The organism is Xenorhabdus griffiniae, assembly GCF_001028135.1.
Lineage (GTDB): Bacteria > Pseudomonadota > Gammaproteobacteria > Enterobacterales > Enterobacteriaceae > Xenorhabdus > Xenorhabdus bakwenae.
The window spans coordinates 52,153-73,047 of record NZ_LDNM01000012.1; the positions used below are offsets into that span (position 1 = coordinate 52,153).

The window sequence follows — 20,895 nt, forward strand, 5'->3', positions numbered from 1 at the left end:
GATATTAAATCCTAATTTAAACAAGGAGTATGTATATTTATAATACATACTCCTTGTTTTATAAAATTTAATGATTGAACCTTATCTTTAATATTGATAAATGATGCTCTTTAAATTTGTAATTCAGCTATGGCCGATGCTAACCCTTGAACGAAAGGCTGACGCATAATGGTGATGTGATCACCAGATAACGTCTCGGAGATAACTTCCCCGGTTACCCGCGTTTTCCATCCATCAATAATGCTTTCGGCAGAGATATGTTGTTCTTCATACTCCTGGTTATCGCTGGCCAGAAACAGGTGGAGTCTCCCTGAATAGCGTTCCTGCGGTTGATAAGTCGCCAAAGATTGGGTCTTGAAGACATGTAAATAAGCAGCGATTTCCTTAGATTCAAGTTGAGGAGGTAAGAGTTCCTCTTCAATTAAACGAAGTCGCAAGTTATCGAATTGCTCTTCTTCTGTCATGAATTGGAATTGTTCTTCAGTAAAGTTTTCCTCTGCCCCCGCCAATGCAGCAAGCACATTGCCAAACTCGGCCAGCCAGCGGCTATTGGACCATTCTGATTCGCGCCTTTGGGTTAAACCCTCTGGCGGGGATTCACTATCGACTAAAGCCAGTAAGCCAATGCTTTCACCCTGTTGGACGAGTTGGCGGGCCATTTCGAATGCGAGCCAGCCTCCGAAAGAGTGCCCAGCTAAATAATAAGGGCCATTGGGTTGAACTTTCTTAAGAAAGTCGATCATAACGCTGGCCATTGCCTCAAGGCCGTTCACCTCAAGGTATGATGGAGGATCGCTGCGTCCATCTAACTCAGGTGATTGCATACCCCAAACGGAATAAGCCCCTTCCAATGCTGTGGCCAATTCCCGCAAATAGAGCACATGTCCTCCGGCACCGGGCGCAAAGAACAGCGGTGTTGCTTTGATGTTCCGTGACAGGCTGACCATAGAACCAACATGGATATTATCGTGATCTTCAATGGCCCGGGCTTGTTCTTTGATAGTGGTAAACGACATCAGGCTCGCCATCATATTCTGCTGAAGCCCTAGTTTTTCTATTGCTAAGGCGCTGGCTTTCAAAATAAGCAGTGAATGGCCTCCTAACTCAAAGAAATGGTCATGACGGCTGACACGCTCTAAACCAAGCAGATCCTGCCAAATCTGAGCCAGGGTTATTTCAACCTCACCTTGAGGGGCCTCATAATTACGCGCTACGATGGCAGATTGATCGGGAGCAGGAAATGCCTGACGGTCGATTTTACCATTAGCGGTAAGCGGGAAAGCGTCAAGAATGACAAATGCACTGGGTAGCATAAACTCGGCAAGTTGTTGAGCAAGCTGCTGACGCAGTTCACCGGGAACCAAGTTTGCACCGGATTCAGGCTGAACATAGGCGATAAGACGTTTATCATCATGGGTTATTTCTCTAACCAAAACAATGGCTTCCTGAACTCCCTGACATTGCGCCAGCCGAGTTTCAATTTCCCCCGGTTCAATGCGGAAACCCCGGATCTTGACCTGAAAATCATTGCGCCCCAGATATTCAATCGCGCCATCGGGCAGCCAGCGGCCCAGATCGCCGGTTTTATACATACGGGCATCGGGCTGTTCACTAAACGGATCTGCCACAAATTTCTCTGCGGTTAAATCCGGGCGATTGAGATAACCCCGCGCCACCCCTGCGCCACCGATATGGATCTCACCACTGACGCCAATAGGCACCGGCCGCCCGTGCGGATCAAGAATATAAATACGGCTATTGGGCAGCGGATAACCAATCGGGATAACGTCCGTCATTTCAGGCGAATCTTGACCGTTATCAGTGAGGGTTAAGGTGGTGGCAATCACCGTGGTTTCGGTAGGGCCATAAGAGTTAATCCAGCGGCAGGATTGGGTTTCTGGTATAGACTGCCAACTCAGCAAATGACGCAGTTCCGCTTTTTCACCACCGACGATAACGGTGTGCAGGTATTGGCCGAAACCACTGTGCCCCGCCATCATTTCCTGTACCCAGTGATGCCAGAAGGCGGTGGGCATATCCATAATAGTGATTTTCTGCTCATTTAGCAGATCGACAAATTCTGCATCCGGTACACGGATATGGGCAGGGCGCAGAACCAGAGTGGCACCGGCGGCCAGAGTAGGGAAAATATCGGATACCGAAGTATCAAAGGCGATGGTCGCAAATTGCAGGATACGATCCCCTAATTGTGGCTCGCTGGTCTGGTGCTGCGCATGGATAAAGTTCACCACATTGCGGTGCTCCAGCATCACGCCTTTGGGCTGTCCGGTGGAGCCGGAGGTATAGATGATGTAGGCCAGATGGTGCGGTTGAAGCTGAACATCAGGATTATGAACCGGCTGGTTTGCCACGTGATTTCGGTGGCTTTCATCATCCAGCAACCAGACGGGCATGTCTGATATTGGCAGCAGTCCCTGCAAATGTTGTTGGGTCAGCAATAACACCGGCTGGCTGTCCGACAGCTGATAAGCCAGGCGTTCGGCCGGGTATTCCGGGTCGAGCGGCACATAACCGGCCCCCGCTTTAAGGATAGCGTACAGGCCGATAATCAAATCCAGACTGCGGTCAACACAGATAGCGATGCGATCATCAGGGCGCACGCCAGAAGCGATCAGCTGGTGAGCCAGTTGGTTAGCGTGGCGGTTTAGCTCTGCATAACTCAGTTCGCTCTCACCAAATACCAACGCAAGCGCATCCGGTGTGCGTGCTGCCTGTTGTTCAAACAGTTGGTGAATTAAGGCGTCTTGCGGATAGGTGACTACGGTATCGTTAAAGGTTTCCAGTAGTTGAGTACGTTCGGCCAGTGGCAGGATGTCGATAGCGTGGATAGGTTGCTCCGGCGCATATTGCAGTGCGGCCACAATCCCGTCTAACGCTGTCTTCATATAGGCATTAATACGCACTGGATTAATTTGCTGGCTGCATTGGGTAGTCAGCGCAAATCCATCATCAAAATCATCGACATCCAGCGACAAGGGGTAGTTACTGCGCTCTTCACTGTCCAGCTCCTGAATACCGTCCCAGGCCGGTGAACCGGATTGCTCCTCGTTACGCGGGCTGTGGCGGAAATTAAGCAGGCTGTTAAACAGCGGCAATGAGGCTGGCACACCGCTGCACCGCTGGGCAATCGCCAATGGGGTCTGTTCATGATCCAGCAATTCACTCAGGCGCTGGTAGGTTTCCTGTACCGCCTGTTTTACGGTACGAGCCTGTAATTGAATACGGACTGGCAGGGTATTGATAAACATCCCCAGCACCTGAGGGGCACCTATACCGCCCTGTAATCGGCCCAACAGAACAGTACCGAATACCACATCTTCACGGCCACAGCATTGTGCCAATACCTGTGCCCAGGCCACATGGAACAGTACAGCCGGACTGATACCCAACTGGCGGGTGCAATCCCGGAGCTGTTGTGCCAGTTCATCATCTAACGTGACGATATCTTCCACGATTTTAGCGTGCTTATCGCGGCTGTTCCCCTGCACATCCAATAACCCGAACGGCAGAGTCGGTGCTTCCACGTCGCCCAGTAACTGCTGGAAATAAGCCTGATGCACTTCAATCGGCACCTGACGGGTCTGGGCAATAAAATTGCGGTAAGGCAACGGGGCAGGCAGAGACGCTTCTTCACCCAGGATCAGCGCCTGCACTTCGCTGAAAATAATTTCCAGTGACAGATGGTCACAGACCAGATGGTGGTGCAACAGACTCAGCCACCACTGATCGGTGTCAGGCTCCTGAGCGATATAGGCGGCCAGTAATGGTGCCTGCGTAATATCTAACCGTATGCTGTCCGGATCGGTCAGACGCCGGAGCTGGCTTTCAGCACTTTCTCCTGCGGATAACGTCAGCTCTGTGATCGGCAGGGGCGCATGACGGCAGACCACCTGCACGGGGAGCGGAAGCTCCTGCCAGTGGAAGGCACTGCGTTGAATATCGTGCCGGTCAATTACCCGCTGCAACGCCTGCAAGAAACTCTCCAGCCGTGTCCGGCTGTCAAAGTGCATCAGGATATTTTCAAGGTAAGTGTCACCGGTTTCTGCCAGTAAATGGTGGAACAGAATGCCTTCCTGCAAGGGGCCAAGCGGGTAAATATCCTGAATATTGGCGACACCGCCCGGGACACGGTCAACAATCTGGTCAATTTGGGGCTGGGTTAAGGTTACCAGCGGCAGCATAGCCGGCGTAATACGCTGGCTGTCTTCGCGGATCAGGTTAGGCGGAATAGCTATTGCCTGCGCATCTTGCTCACTCTTCTGATGTAAGCGGGCGCTCATGGCTGCCAGCGTGGGGGCCGCGAAGACCGCGCTGACCGCCAGAGACAGCCCTTGCTGGCGTAACTGTTCGATCAGGCTGACCACCAGCAGGGAATGGCCGCCCAGTTCGAAGAAATTGTCATGGCGTCCGACCTGTTCCAGTTCCAGAATCGATTGCCAGACGGCCGCCAGTTTCTGTTCGGTTTCGCCCTGTGGTGCTTCATATTCACGGCTGACGATAGCGTGCCGATCCGGTGCCGGCAGGGCGTTACGATCCAGTTTACCGTTGGCAGACAGCGGGAAGGCATCCAGCATCACAAAGGCAGCAGGCAGCATATATTCCATCAGGCGGGTACGGAGTTGTTCACGCAAATCGGCCGGTTTTAATGTGATGCCGGTTTTGGGGATCACATAGGCAATTAAGCGCTTGTCACCGGTTGCTTCTTCACGGGCGATCACCACGGCATCGCGGACGCCCTCGCAAGCCACCAGTTGGGTTTCAATTTCCCTCGGTTCAATGCGGAAGCCCCGGATCTTGACCTGAAAATCATTGCGCCCTAAATATTCAATCGCGCCATCGGGTAGCCAGCGCCCCAGATCGCCGGTCTTGTACATACGGGCATCGGGCTGTGTGCTAAACGGATCCGCCACAAATTTCTCTGCGGTTAAATCGGGGCGATTGAGGTAACCCCGCGCCACCCCTGCGCCACCGATATGGATCTCACCACTGACGCCAATAGGCACCGGTCGGTCGTGCGGATCCAGAATATAAATACGGCTATTGGGCAGCGGATAACCAATCGGGATAACGTCCGTCAATTCAGGTGAATCTTGACCGTTATCAGTGAGGGTCAAGGTGGTGGCAATCACCGTGGTTTCGGTAGGGCCATAAGAGTTAATCCAGCGGCAGGATTGGGTTTCCGGATGAGACAGCCAGCTAATCAAATGGCGGTACTCCGCTTTTTCACCGCCCACAATAAGGGTATGCAGAGATGGGCTGAAACCACTGCGCCCTGCCATCATCTCCTGTACCCACAAGTGCCAGAAGGCCGTTGGCATATCCATAATGGTGATTTGCTGTTCACGCAGGAAGGTGACAAAAGTCATATCCGGTACACGGATATGGGGCGGCCGCAGAACCAGAGTGGCACCGGATGCGAGGGTGGGGAAAATATCGGATACCGAAGTATCAAAGGCAATGGTCGCAAATTGCAGGATACGATCCCCCGCCTGGGGTTCGCTGGTCTGGTGCTGGGCATGGATAAAGCTCACCACATTGCGGTGCTCCAGCATCACGCCTTTGGGCTGTCCGGTGGAGCCGGAAGTATAGATAATATAGGCCAGATGGTGCGGTTGAAGCTGAACATCAGGATTATGAACCGGCTGTTTTGCCACGTGATCCCGGTGGGCTTCATCATCCAGCAACCAGACGGGGATGTCTGATACTGGCAACAGTCCCTGCAAATGTTGTTGGGTCAGCAATAACACCGGCTGGCTATCCGACAGTTGATATGCCAGGCGTTCGACGGGGTATTCCGGGTCGAGCGGCACATAGCCGGCTCCCGCTTTAAGGATCGCGTACAAACCAATAATCAAATCCAGACTACGATCAACACAGATTGCCACGCGATCATCGGGGCGTACGCCAGAAGCGATCAGCTGGTGAGCCAGTTGGTTAGCGTGGCGATTCAGTGCCGCATAACTCAGTTCATTCTCATCAAAGACCAATGCAATTGCATCCGGTGTGCGTGCTGCCTGTTGTTCAAACAGTTGGTGGATTAGGGTGTCTTGCGGATAGGTGACTACGTTATCGTTAAAGGTTTCCAGTAACTGAGTGCGCTCAGTTAGTGACAGGATGTCGATTGACTCAATGGCTTGTTCAGGCGCATATTGCAACGCGGCTACAATCCCTTCTAACGCTGTCTTCATATAGGCATTAATGCGCACCGGATTAATTTGCGGGCTGCATTGTGCGGTGAGTGCAAATCCGTCATCAAAATCGTCCACATCCAGTGATAAGGGGTAGTTACTGCGCTCTTCACCCTCGATCTCGTCAATACCTTCCCAGGCCATTGCAGCCACTTGTTCATCTTCGCGTGGGCTATGACGAAAATTAAGCAGACTGTTAAACAGTGGCAATGGTGCCTGAATACCACTGCAACGTTGGGCAACCGCCAGAGGTGCCTGCTCATGTTCCAGTAGTGCGGTTAACTGCTGATAAGTTTCTTGTACTGCCTGCTTGACGGTACGTGCCTGTAACTTAACGCGAATAGGTAAGGTATTAATAAACATCCCCAGCACTTCGGCGGCACCCATCCCGCCCTGTAACCGTCCCAACAGAACAGTACCAAATACGACATCATTCCGACCACTGCATCGCGCCAGCACCTGTGCCCAGGCCACATGAAACAGTACGGCCGCACTCATCCCCAATTGACGGGCGCAATTACGGAGATTTTGGGCCAGCTGGCTATCCAGCGTGAGAACGTTTTCCACTATCTCATTGAGACCGCCACCTTGAACGTCAAGCAACCCGAACGGCAGAGTAGGTTCTTCCACATCACCCAATAATTCGCGGAAGTAGTTCTGATGAACCTCCAAAGGTACATTGCGGATCTGCGCGATAAAGTTTCGGTAAGGCAGTGGTGTAAGTAACTCTTCACTGTCCCCCAAAAGCAGGGTTTGTATTTCACTGAATATCATATCCAGTGATATGTGATCACACACTAAGTGGTGATACAACAAGGAGAGTAGCCATTGATCGGAGGCGGGATCTTTGGCTATATGAGCAGCTAACAGAGGTGCTTTAGTCATATCCATCCGTATTGCACGGGGATCGGTGAGGCGGCGTAGCTGGGTTTCTGGGGCTTCCTCTGCCGATAGTGTGAGTTCAATCATTGGCAATGGTGCATGGCGATAGACGATTTGTACTGGTTTAAGAAGCGCTTTCCAGTAAACGGCGCTGCGCAGAATATCGTGCCGGTCAATTACCCGCTGCAACGCCTGCAAGAAACTCTCCAGCCGTGTCCGGCTGTCGAAAATCATCAAATGGTTGTCCAGATAGAGATCACCTTCCGTTTCCAGCAAATGGTGGAACAGAATACCTTCCTGCAAGGGTCCCAGTGGATAAATGTCCTGGACGTTGGAGATACCGCCTGTTACATGGGAAACAATCTGATCTATCTGGTCTTGGGTCAATGCCACCAGCGGCAGCATATCTGGCGTAATGACGGAACTGTCTTCTCTAATCAGGTTAGGCGGTACGTCCTGTAGGGGGATAGCCTGAGTGTTATTGTGACGGATTAGGGCGCTCATGGCCGCCAGGGTAGGAGCAGAGAAGACCGCGTTGACATCCAAAGACAGGTCGTGAAGACGAAGTTGCTCTATCAAATTGACCACGAGCAGGGAATGCCCGCCCAGCTCAAAGAAATTGTCTTGTCGCCCAACGTGTTCCACATGCAACAGGGATTGCCAGATTGCGGCCAGTGTTTGTTCAGCTTCGCCTTGTGGCACTTCATATTCACGGCTGACAATAGCGCTCCGATCTGGCACCGGCAGGGCGTTGCGATCCAGTTTGCCGTTGGCGGACAGCGGGAAGGTATCCAGCATCACAAAGGCAGCGGGCAGCATATGCTCCATCAATCGGGTGCTTAGTTGCTTGCGTAATTCAGCCGGACTGAGTGTCATACCGGTTTCCGGGATCACATAGGCGATTAAACGCTTATACCCCGTTTCTTCTTCACGGGCGATCACCACGGCATCGCGGACGCCGTCGCAAGCCACCAGTTGGGTTTCAATTTCCCCCGGTTCAATGCGGAAGCCCCGGATCTTGACCTGAAAATCATTGCGCCCCAGATATTCAATCGCGCCATCGGGTAGCCAGCGGCCCAGATCGCCGGTTTTATACATACGGGCATCGGGCTGTGTGCTAAACGGATCCGCCACAAATTTCTCTGTGGTTAAATCCGGGCGATTGAGATAACCCCGCGCCACCCCTGTGCCACCGATATGGATCTCACCACTGACGCCAATAGGCACCGGTTGCCCTTGGGTATCCAGAATATAAATACGGCTATTGGGCAGCGGATAACCAATCGGGATAACACCGTTGAGATGCAGTGGACTTTGGTGATCCAATTTCAGGGTGGTGGCAATTACCGTGGTTTCGGTAGGACCATAAGAGTTAATCCAGCGGCAGGATTGGGTCTCCTGATGAGACAGCCAGTTGATTAAATGGCGGTGCTCCGCTTTTTCACCGCCCACAATAACGGTATGCAGAGATGGGCTGAAACCGCTGCGACCTGCCATCATCTCCTGTACCCACAGGTGCCAGAAGGCCGTCGGCATATCCATAATGGTGATTTGCTGTTCACGCAGGAAGGTGACAAAAGTCATATCCGGTATCCGGATATGGGCAGGACGCAGAACCAGAGTGGCACCGGATGCGAGGGTGGGGAAAATATCGGATACCGAAGTATCAAAGGCGATGGTCGCAAATTGCAGGATACGATCCCCCGACTGGGGTTCGCTGGTCTGGTGCTGGGCATGGATAAAGTTTACCACATTGCGGTGCTCCAGCATCACGCCTTTGGGCTGTCCGGTGGAGCCGGAGGTATAGATGATGTAGGCCAGATGGTGCGGTTGAAGTTCCATCGAATTGGGGTCAGGATTATGAACCGGCTGGTTTGCCACGTGATTTCGGTGGGTTTCATCATCCAGCAACCAGACGGGGATGTCTGATACTGGCAACAGTCCCTGCAAATGTTGTTGGGTCAGCAATAACACCGGCTGGCTATCCGACAGTTGATAAGCCAGGCGTTCGGCGGGGTATTCCGGGTCGAGCGGCACATAGCCGGCCCCCGCTTTAAGGATAGCGTACAGGCCGATAATCAAATCCAGACTGCGGTCAACACAGATAGCGATGCGATCATCAGGGCGCACGCCAGAAGCGATCAGCTGGTGAGCCAGTTGGTTAGCGTGTCGGTTTAACCCTGCATAACTCAGTTCACTCTCGCCAAACACTAACGCGGTGGCGTCAGGGGTTTGTTCCACCTGTTGTTCAAACAGTTGGTGGATCAATAACGTTTGTGGATATGGGAAGGCCGTATCATTGAAATCATCTAACACTTGAGTGCGTTGGTATGGTTGCAATAGGGGTAAACTTTCCACTGGTTGCGAATCATCTTTAACCATCGCGGTCAGCAGGGTTTGCAGGTAACTGGCGATGCGTTCAACGCTGGCAGGGTCAAACAGATCACTGGAATATTCCAGGCCACCCACTAAGCCCTTTTCGGTATCATTTATCGAGAGAGACAGATCGAAATGCGCACTGCTTTCGGTTAGATTGATTTCACTAATGGTGATATCCGGCAAGGTGATATTCTGCTGTCCAGGGGTATTATCCACTGACATCATCACCTGAAAAATCGGGCTATGACTGAGGCTGCGTGGTGGTTTTAGTATTTCTACCAACTGTTCGAATGGCAGATCTTGATGGGCGTAGGCATTCAGTGCATGAGCCTTAACCCTGGCGAGCAGAGCGCTGACTGTTGGATTGTCATTTATTTGAATGCGCAGAGCCAGCGTGTTAACAAAAAAGCCAATCAGCGGCTCTAATTCGCTATATTGCCGGTTAGCGACCGGGGTGCCAATCACCAGATCTTTCTGCCCGCTCAGACGGGAAAGCAAAGTTGCCCATCCCGCCATCAGGGTCATGAATAATGTTGTGCCGTGGCGCTGGCTAAGGTTTCTTAATCCGGCACTTAATTCCGGTGACAGAGTAATATCAACATACCCTCCGGCATAACTCTGTTGCTCTGGGCGTGGCCCGTCTGTCGGTAGTTCCAAAAGTGCAGGCGCACCCTGTAACGCATCGCGCCAGAAATTCACCTGTTTTTCCAATATTTCTCCCTGTAGCCACTCTCTTTGCCACAGGGCATAGTCAGCATATTGGAGTGTCAACGCGGGCAGGGGATCATCCCGCCCTTCGCTGAATGCATGATAAAGCGTGGAAAGTTCGTGCATCAGGATGTTAAGGGACCAACCATCGGAAATAATATGATGCTGGGTTAATAGCAGGATATGTTCATTTTCAGCCCGCCGCAGCAAGCGCCCTCTGATGAGGGGGCCTTGTGCAAAGTCAAATGGCTGGCTGGTTTCACGCTGGATTATCTCTTCGATGGTAGTTTGTTGCTCTTGCGCAGGCAGATGGCTGAGATCTTCCACGGCCAAAGAGAAGCCGCTCTCTGGTTTACCGATAATTTGCAGGGTCTGGCCTTCAGCCATCTTGATACCCTTGGCTCTCCTGATCGTTGTACGCAGAATTTCATGCCGAGCAACAATTCGGTCTAATGCTGCTTGCAGGGCCTCTAAATTCAGAAACCCTTGCAGACGCAGACCCCCCGGCATGTGATATGCCGTTTGGGCGGCGGGATCTAACTGCGCCAGAAGCCATAAGCGTTGCTGTGCCCAGGAGAGGGGAAGCGCTTGCTGATCCGCGTTTCTCGGGATAATGTGCCTTTTTTCTCCGATCTGCTTTTTTTCCCCAATCTGGTTGTTTTCAATGCGTTCTTTAATTTTTTTCTGGAGTACCGCTTGTCTTAATTCAAGCAGGCTTAGTTCTTTGTGACTCATTTAATTAATTATCTCCATTTAGCAGGGCACGCAGTTCATCTTCGGACAAGTTTTCTAATTCTTTTTGCAGCAATTCGATATCTTCTTGTGCGAAAAAGGTTTCGATCTGTCTTGATGCGATAAGCCCGGCGAGTTCAGAAAGTTCTGGATGGGTAAATATGTCTTGAATGGACACTTCAAGATGGAAGGCATCACGTAATCTTGCCATTAACTGAATGATTGATAGGGAATTTCCACCCAGATCAAAGAAGCTGTCATGGCGTCCTATTTGTTCTAACCCCAATAAAGTCTGTAGGATAGCGGCAATTTGCTGTTCGATTTCACCCTGGGGTGCTTCGTATTCACGGCTGGCGATGGCTGAACGATCTGGCGCTGGCAGGGCTTTGCGATCTAATTTGCCGCTTCCGGTTAGCGGGAAGGCTTCCAGCACAATAAATGCGCCAGGCACCATATAACTCGCCAGACGGTGATTCAGTTGTTCACGCAGCCTATTGGCATCTGGTGTGAAACCGGATTGTGGAATGACATAGGCCACCAGACGTTTGTCGCCGGTTTCTTCTTCACGGGCGATGACCACGGCATCCCTGACGCCTTCACAGCTAGCCAGCTGTGCTTCAATTTCCCCCAGTTCAATGCGAAAGCCGCGTATCTTGATTTGAAAATCGTTGCGTCCCAGATATTCAATCATGCCGTTTGGCAACCAGCGTCCTAAGTCACCGGTTTTGTACATGCGCGCATTTGGCTGTGCGCTGAATGGATCGGCAACAAATTTCTCCGCAGTCATCTCCGGTTTATTCAGATAACCCCGTGCGACACCTGAACCAGCGATGTGAATTTCACCACTGACACCAATAGGCACCGGTTGACCGAGGGTATCCAAAATATAGATACGGGTATTGGGCAATGGGCGACCAATCGGAATATTGTCATTAATATATGGAACTTGCGGGTTATCTCTCGTCAATTTATCTACGGTCAATGTTGTGGCAATAACGGTAGATTCAGTCGGGCCATAGGAGTTAATCCAGCGGCAGGATTGCGTTTCCGGGTGAGACAGCCAGTTGATTAAATGGCGATGCTCTGCTTTCTCACCGCCGACAATAAGGGTGTGCAGATAGGGGCTGAAACCACTGCGCCCCGCCATCATCTCCTGTACCCAGTGGTGCCAGAAAGCCGTGGGCATATCCATGATGGTGATCTTCTGCTCGCGCAGGAAAGCGACAAATGTCGCATCTGGTACTCTGATATGAGGTGGACGCAGAACCAGAGTGGCACCGGATGCCAGCGTCGGGAAAATATCCGATACCGAGGTATCAAATGCGATGGTGGCAAATTGCAGGATGCGATCACCCGATTTAGGTTCGCTGGTCTTATGTTGCGCATGAATAAAGTTCACCACATTGCGGTGCTCCAGCATCACGCCTTTGGGCTGTCCGGTGGAGCCGGAGGTATAGATGATATAGGCCAGATGATGGGGTTGAAGCCCCATTCGGCGGATATCAGGGTTATGAATCGGTTGTTGTGCCACCGCGTTACGGTGGTCATCATCATCCAGCAACAGGGTGGGAATATCCTGCGCCGGCAAATGTGCCTGTAAATGGCGCTGAGTCAACAACCAGACTGGTTGACTGTCTGATAATTGATAAGCCAGCCGTTCTGCGGGGTATTCTGGATCGAGCGGAATATAACCAGCACCCGCTTTCAGGATACCGTACATACCGATAATCATATCCAGACTACGATCGACACAGAGAGCAATGCGATCATCGGGGCGTACACCGGATGCAATCAGATGATGAGCCAGTTGATTGGCATGGTAGTTCAGTTCGGCATAGCTCAATTGGCTTGCACCAAACACCAGTGCGGTGGCATCAGGTGTCCGTTCCACTTGCTGTTCAAACAGTGGGTGGATTAAAACCTCGGGCGGAAGATCGACGGCAGTATCGTTAAAGGTTTCCAATACCTGAATACGCTCTTCTGGCGGGAGGATATCGAGTGATTCAATTTTCTGCTCCGGTGCGTGTTGCAGGGCTGCAATAATGCCTCGCAAGGCGATATCCATATAGGCGTTGATATGCGCCGGATCAATCTGCTGATAGCACTGTGCGGTCAGTGCAAATCCATCATCAAAATCATCGATATCCAGTGACAGTGGATAGTTACTGCGTTCTTCACCACTGAGTATCTGCACACCTTCCCATGCCAACGATGCAGATTGAGATTGATTACGTGGGCTATGGCGGAAGTTCAGCAGGCTGTTAAACAACGGTAATGGGGCCTGGATGCCACTGCAACGCTGGGCAACGGCCAATGATGCTTGTTCGTGATCGAGCAATTCACTGAGTTGTCGCTGGGTTTCCCGGACTGCCTGCTTAACGGTACGCTCCTGTAACCGAATACGGACAGGCAGGGTATTGATAAACATACCCAATACTTCGGAAGCGCCGATTCCGCCCTGTAAGCGTCCCAGCAGGACCGTGCCAAACACCACATCGCTTCGCCCACTGCATCGGGCTAATACGTGTGCCCATGCGACATGGAACAGCACTGCGGCACTCATGCCGAGTTGCCGGGCGCAGTTACGCAGGTTGTGGGCGAGTTCGCTATCCAGTGTGAGGATATGCTCTACGATTTTATTGCGCTTTGTTTCTTTGGGGTCGTCAAGTAATCCAAAGGGCAGAGTTGGCTCTTCAACATCCCCAAGTTGCTCGCGGAAATAGGTTTGATGGACTTCCTGCGGCACGCTACGGGCTTGGGCGATAAAATTACGGTAAGGCAGGGGAACAGGCAGGGTGTCACTTTCTCCCAGGATCAGTGCGTTAATCTCATTAAAGATCATACCCAATGAAATGTGGTCGCACACTAAATGGTGATGTAATAAGGAGAGCAGCCACTGCCCAGATTCAGGATCCCGGGCGGTATGTGCCGCCAGAAGTGGGGCTTTGGTGATTTCCATTCGCACCGTGCGTGGGTCAGTGAGATGACGTAATTGCGCTTCTGTTAACAACGCGTGTTCAATAATCGGCAGCGGTGCTCGACGATAAACAATCTGAACAGGTTCGGGCAATTCTTGCCAATGCACAGCACTGCGCAGGATATCGTGCCGATCAATGACTTGTTGCAGTACCTGTAAGAACGTATCTAGACGTGCCCGGCTGTCGAACGCCATAAGCTGATTATCCAGATAGATATCGCCTTCGGTTTCCAGCAAATGATGGAACAGGATACCCGCCTGTAATGGCCCAAGCGGATAGATATCCTGAATATTGGTGATACCGCCGGGAACGAGGTGGACAATCTCCTCGATCTGGTTTTGTGTCAATTCCACCAGAGGCAGCATGTCTGGGGTAAGAGTCCGGCTGTCTTCGCGGATCAGGTTTGGCGGAACAGCCCATTCGGTGCTACTACGCGTGCTATTTTGATTTAAACGAGCGCTCATGGCAGCCAGTGTTGGTGCCGAGAAGACGGTACTGACATCAAGGAATAGGTCATGCTGGCGTAATTCTTCGATCAAATTAACGACTAACAAAGAATGTCCACCCAGCTCAAAGAAATTGTCATGGCGTCCCACTTGCTCAAGGCGTAGCAGGGATTGCCAAACTGCCGCCAGTATTTGCTCCGTTTCTCCTTGTGGCGCTTCATATTCACGGCTGACAATGGCAGAGTGGTCCGGTGCTGGCAGGGCTTTGCGATCCAGCTTGCCATTGGCGGTCAGCGGGAACGCATCCAGCATAACAAAGGCACTGGGGAGCATATGTTCCATTAAACTGGTACTCAATTGCTCACGCAGATAGGCTGGGTTGAGGAGAACGCCTGATTGTGGAATAAGATAAGCAATCAGGCGCTTATCCCCCTTTTCCTCTTCACGGGCAATCACCACGGCATCACTGACGCCTTCGCAAGCGGCCAGTTGTGCTTCAATTTCCCCCAGTTCAATGCGGAACCCGCGTAGCTTGACCTGAAAATCGTTGCGCCCCAGATATTCAATCGTGCCATTGGGCAACCAGCGCCCCAGATCGCCGGTTTTATACATACGGGCATCTGTTTGTTCACTAAAGGGATCAGGAATAAATTTCTCTGTGGTTAAATCGGGTTGATTGAGATAACCACGGGCAACGCCTGCGCCACCAAGATGAATTTCGCCACTCACCCCAATCGGCACCGGCTGACCCCGGGTATCCAGGATATAAACGCGGGTATTAGGCAGTGGATAACCAATCGGGATAACACTTTCGAAGTGCGGTGGATGTTGGTGATCCAGCTTTAATGTCGTGGCAATCACCGTTGCCTCAGTCGGGCCATAGGAGTTAATCCAGCGGCAGGATTGGGTTTCCGGGTGAGACAGCCAGCTGATTAAATGACGGTACTCCGCTTTTTCACCGCCGACAATCAGGGTATGCAGATAGGGGCTGAAACCACTGCGTCCGGCCATCATCTCCTGTACCCACAGGTGCCAGAAGGCCGTGGGCATATCCATAATGGTGATCTTCTGTTCGCGCAGGAAAGCGACGAAGGTTGCATCCGGTATGCGGATATGAGGCGGTCGCAGAACCAGTGTTGCACCGGCTGCCAGCGTCGGGAAAATATCCGATACCGAGGTATCAAATGCGATGGTGGCAAATTGCAGGATGCGATCACCCGGTTTAGGTTCGCTGGTCTTATGTTGCGCATGGATAAAGTTCACTACATTGCGGTGCTCCAGCATCACCCCTTTAGGTTGTCCGGTGGAGCCGGAGGTATAGATGATATAAGCCAGATGATGGGGTTGCAGCCCCATTTGGCGGAGATCAGGATTATGGCTGGGTTGCTGTGCTACCACATTACGGTGGTCATCATCATCCAACAACAGGGTGGGAATGTCCTGCGCCGGCAAATGTGCCTGTAAATGGCGCTGAGTCAACAACCAGACTGGCTTACTGTCTGATAATTGATAGGCCAGCCGTTCTGCGGGGTATTCTGGATCGAGCGGCACATAGCCGGCCCCCGCTTTCAGGATACCGTACATACCGATAATCATATCCAGACTACGATCGACACAGAGAGCAATGCGATCATCGGGGCGTACACCAGATGCAATCAGATGATGAGCCAGCTGGTTAGCATGACGATTTAATGTCTTGTAACTCAGTTGGCTATCGCCAAACACTAATGCAATCGCATCAGGTGTTTGTTCCGCTTGTTGCTCGAACAGTTGGTGGATCAACCTGTCTTGCGGATAGACCAGATTGGTATTATTGAAATCCACCAATAATTGCCTGCGTTGTTGCGTTTGCAGCAACGGTAAATCGTGTATCCGCAGAGGATCATCAGCAACCATCGCGGTTAATAGGGTTTGCAGATAGCTGGCGAGCCGTTCAATGCTGGCTCGATCAAACAGATCACTGGCATATTCCAACTCACCGATTATCCCATTTTCGGTATCGTTCATGGAAAGTGACAGATCGAAATGGGTGCTTCTGTGGGTTAATGGCAGTTCATCCAGTTCTAAATTGGGTAATTCAAGAGATTGCTGGATCGGTGTGTTATCCAGCGCGAGCATGACCTGAAATATCGGGCTATAACTTAAGCTACGTGGCGGTTGCAGCGCTTCGACCAATTGCTCAAAGGGTAAGTCCTGATGTACATAGGCTGCCAGTGCATGGGCTTTGACTTGTGCCAATAATGCGCCAACGGTGGGGTTATCCTCCAGTTTCACCCTGAGTGCCAGCGTATTGGCAAAGAAACCGATCAACGGTTCTAATTCACGGTGCTGTCGGTTAGCGATCGGCGTTCCGATAACAACATCTTGTTGACCACTGATGCGGGCAAGCAATATTGACCATGCTGCCAGTAATGTCATGAATAATGTGGCACCATGGCGCTGGCTCAATGCCTTTAAGCCATCACTTAATGCAGGTGAAAGGGAGAATGCCACGTGATCACCACGGTAGCGCTGAACCGCAGGGCGTGGCCTGTCTGTCGGCAGTTCCAGTAACGCAGGGGCACCTTGCAGCGCTTCTCGCCAGAAACTGACCTGTTTTTCCAGCACGTCACCCTGTAGCCATTGTCGCTGCCAGAGAGCATAGTCAGCATATTGTATTGTCAGTGCAGGCAGTGGATCGCGTTGTTCCTGAATGAAAGCACGGTAGAGGGTGGTGAATTCATATATCAGGATGTTCAATGACCAGCCATCCGAAATCATGTGGTGCTGAGTCAACAACAGAACATGTTCATCACTGGCGAGTTTTAACAATTGTCCACGAATTAATGGTTCCAGAGCAAAATCAAAGGGATGGTGAGTTTCAAATTGAGCGGCGGCATCAATAGCCGCCTGTTTTTCTGTCTCAGTTGATTGACTGACATCTTTAATGGTCAACGTGAAGCCCCGCTCCGCTCCGGCAATTACTTGCCGGGCGATACCATCCTCCATGTTGATCGTTGTGCGCAGAATTTCATGGCGGGCAACGATCCTATCCAGAGCCGCTTGCAGCGCATTCAGGTTTAGCTGGCCTTGCAGACGCAACCCGCCAGAGATGTGATATGCCGTTTGGGCGGCAGGATCTAACTGCGCCAGGAACCACAGGCGTTGTTGTGCCCAGGAGAGAGGCAGAACTTGTTGTCGGTCGGCGGGGAGTATCACCGGTTGTGTGGCATGCGGTGCTGGTTGATTGGCGGTATCCAACGATTGGGCCAAATCGGACAAAATTGGATGGGTGAATAGATCTTGCAAGTCCACTTTGCTGTTGAAAATCTGGCGTAAGCGGGTAGCCATCTGCACTGTCAGCAAAGAGTGCCCGCCCAATTCAAAGAAATTATCGTGACGTCCTACTTGCTCCAGCCCCAGCAGGGATTGCCAGACCTCCGCCAGTTTCCGCTCAATTTCCCCTTGAGGGGCTTCGTATTCACGGCTGGCGATTGCAGTACGATCCGGTGCTGGCAAGGCCTTGCGATCTAATTTACCACTGCCGGTCAGTGGGAATGCTTCCAGTATGACAAATGCACTGGGGATCATGTGCTCCATCAGATGGATGCTCAATTGTTCACGCAGATGGGAAGGGGTGAGCGTAACATCAGGTTGTGGTATCAGGTAGGCAACCAGACGTTTGTCGCCAGCCGTTTCTTCACGGGCAATGACCACCACATCTTTAACGCCGTCACAAGTTGCCAATTGCGCTTCGATTTCGCCTAATTCAATACGGAAGCCACGCAGTTTGACCTGAAAATCATTGCGGCCTGAATATTCAATGTTACCGTCCGGTAGCCAGCGCCCCAGATCGCCGCTTTTATACAGGCGTGCATTGGCTTCTTTACTGAACGGATCGGGCACAAAGCGTTCTGCCGTCAGTTCCGGTCGGTTTAAGTAACCACGGGCGACACCGGCGCCGCCAATATAAATCTCCCCGCTGACACCGATGGGTACGGGGTGGCCGAAAGGATCGAGAATATAAATACGGGAATTGGCATTGGGGCGGCCAATGGGAATGTTGTTTACAATCTCGGTGGAGGCGCCACCCGTTAGGATCAGTGACGTTACGATAACGGTGGTTTCCGTTGGGCCATAGGTGTTGATCCAACGGCAGCATTGCGTTTCGGGCAATGATTGCCAATCCAGCCAATGGCGGTATTCTGCTTTCTCTCCACCGACTATAACCGTATGCAGGTCAGGGCTGAAACCTGTACGATCGGCTTTCATCTCCTGTACCCATTGGTGCCAGAACGCCGTCGGCACATCCATAATGGTGATCTTCTGCTGCCGTAAAAAATCAATAAATTCCGTATCCGGCACACGGATATGGGCAGGACGCAGGACTAAAGTCGCCCCCGCAGCCAGTGTCGGGAAAATATCTGATACCGAGGTATCGAATGCCACGGTCGCAAATTGCAGAATGCGATCCCCGGGTTGGGGATGGCTGATTTGATATTGAGCATGAATAAAGTTGACGACATTACGGTGTTCCAGCATCACCCCTTTAGGCAATCCGGTCGAACCGGAGGTGTAGATAATATAGGCCAGATGATGTGGCAAAAGCCCTGATTGGCGGGTATCAGGATTGTGGGTTGGCTGTTGCGCCACAACATTTAGATAATTTTCATCATCCAGCAACCAGACCGGCACCTCCGTCAGCGGTAAACTGTCCTGTAACTGTTTTTGCGTCAGCAATAGCTTTGGTGTGCTGTCTGATAACTGGTATGCCAATCGTTCGGCAGGATATTCTGGATCGAACGGAACGTAACCTGCTCCTGCTTTGAGAATGCCCAACATGCCCATGATCATATCCGGGCTGCGCCCGACGCACAGAGCCACGCGGTCGTCTGGGCGTATGCCAAAGGCAATCAGGCTGTGTGCCAGTTGGTTGGCACGCTGGTTCAGTTCGGCATAACTCAGTTGCGTATCTTGATACACCAGAGCAATAGCATCAGGCATCGACTCTGCGTGTTGTTCAAAGAGCTGGTGGATCAATTTATCCTGTGGGTAGGGGAGGGCTGTGTCATTAAAATCCACCAACAATTGTTGGCGCTGTTGGGGGGTGATCAGCGGTAGTTCAGCCACGCGCTGGCTATCATCAGTCACCATTGCCGCCAGTAAGGTGTTTAAATGGCTGACCATACGCTCAATCGTGGCGTGGTCGAACAGATCACGGGCATATTCCAGATCACCCACTAACCCCTTTTCAGTTTCATCCAGCGTTAATGTCAGGTCAAAGTAAGCACTATCCCTGATTAATGGCCGCTCATCCAATACCAATCCCGGCAGGTCGAAATGCCGTTGTCCCGGCGTATTATTGGTTGCCAGCATAACCTGAAAAATTGGGCTATGGCTCAGGCTGCGCGGAGGCTGCAAAATCTCGACCAGTTGTTCGAAGGGCAGGTCTTGATGGGCAAATGCATTGATTGCTTGTTCTTTTACTTGTGCCAGAAGTTCACTGACACTCGGGTTATCATGCAATTGCACACGTAATGCTAATGTATTGGCAAAAAAGCCGATTAAAGGGGCTAATTCAGGTTGTTGACGATTAGCAATGGGCGTACCAATCACAATATCATCCTGACCACTGAGGCGGCCGAGCAATGTAGCCCATCCCGCCAGTAACGTCATAAATAGGGTTGTTCCGTGGCGTTGGCTGAGTTCTTTTAAACCAGTCTGCAATGCAGGAGGCAGAGCAATATTAACGCGGCCGCCGGTATAGCTTTGCTTCACAGGGCGCGGACGGTCAGTGGGGACTTCCAGAAGTGCGGGTGCACCTTGCAGGGCGTTACGCCAGAATTCGACCTGTTTTTCCAGCCCTTTTCCCTGCAACTCATTTTTCTGCCAGAGAACATAATCAGCATACTGAATGGTCAGGGCGGGCATTGGATCAGGCTGTCCTTGACAGAATGCGCGATAAAGTGTGGACAGTTCTTGCATAAAGAGACTGACTGACCAGCCATCAGAGATAATATGGTGCTGAGTTAACAGCAGGATATGCTGATCTTCTGCCAGTTTTAGCAAGCGTCCCCGTGCTAATGGGCCATGAACAAAATCAAAGGGATGGTTTGCCTCAAGACAGGCGACTTTTTCAATGGCCGCTTGCTGTTCTGAGGCAGTTCTTTTGGAATAGGACTGACTGAAATCTTCTTGTATCAGCGGAAAACCACAATCTGCCTCATGGATAATTTGCTGTGCTTCGTCTTCTGCCGTCATGATCGTGGTACGGAGAATTTCATGGCGCGCCACAATACGATCCAGGGCTGCTTGCAAGGCATTCAGATTCAGTTTGCCCTTTAGATTCAACCCCACTGACATATGGTATGCCGTTTGTGCAGCAGGATCTAATTGAGCAAGGAACCATAAACGTTGTTGTGTCCAGGATAATGGCACGCCGTTATCACGCGATTGAACTGTGATTGTTGTTTTTTTCGTCGATTGGCGGGTTAGTTTTGCTGATGTGGCTAACTCAAGTAGTCTTCTGCGTTCCGCTAAGGGTAAAGATGAAAGCTCGTTATTATTCATTGGATTATCACC

The 20,895-nt window shown here is 51.5% G+C and carries 2 protein-coding genes; both read right to left on the minus strand.

What is annotated here, in order from left to right:
• Positions 1-110 precede the first annotated feature (110 nt).
• Positions 111-10,913, minus strand: a complete 10,803-nt coding sequence (locus AAY47_RS03960) for a non-ribosomal peptide synthetase (RefSeq protein WP_047767089.1) — start codon at positions 10,911-10,913, stop codon at positions 111-113.
• A gap of 4 nt (positions 10,914-10,917) precedes the next feature.
• On the minus strand, positions 10,918-20,883 hold the full coding sequence (locus tag AAY47_RS03965) for a non-ribosomal peptide synthetase (protein WP_047767091.1): 9,966 nt from the start codon (positions 20,881-20,883) through the stop codon (positions 10,918-10,920).
• Positions 20,884-20,895: the final 12 nt, after the last annotated feature.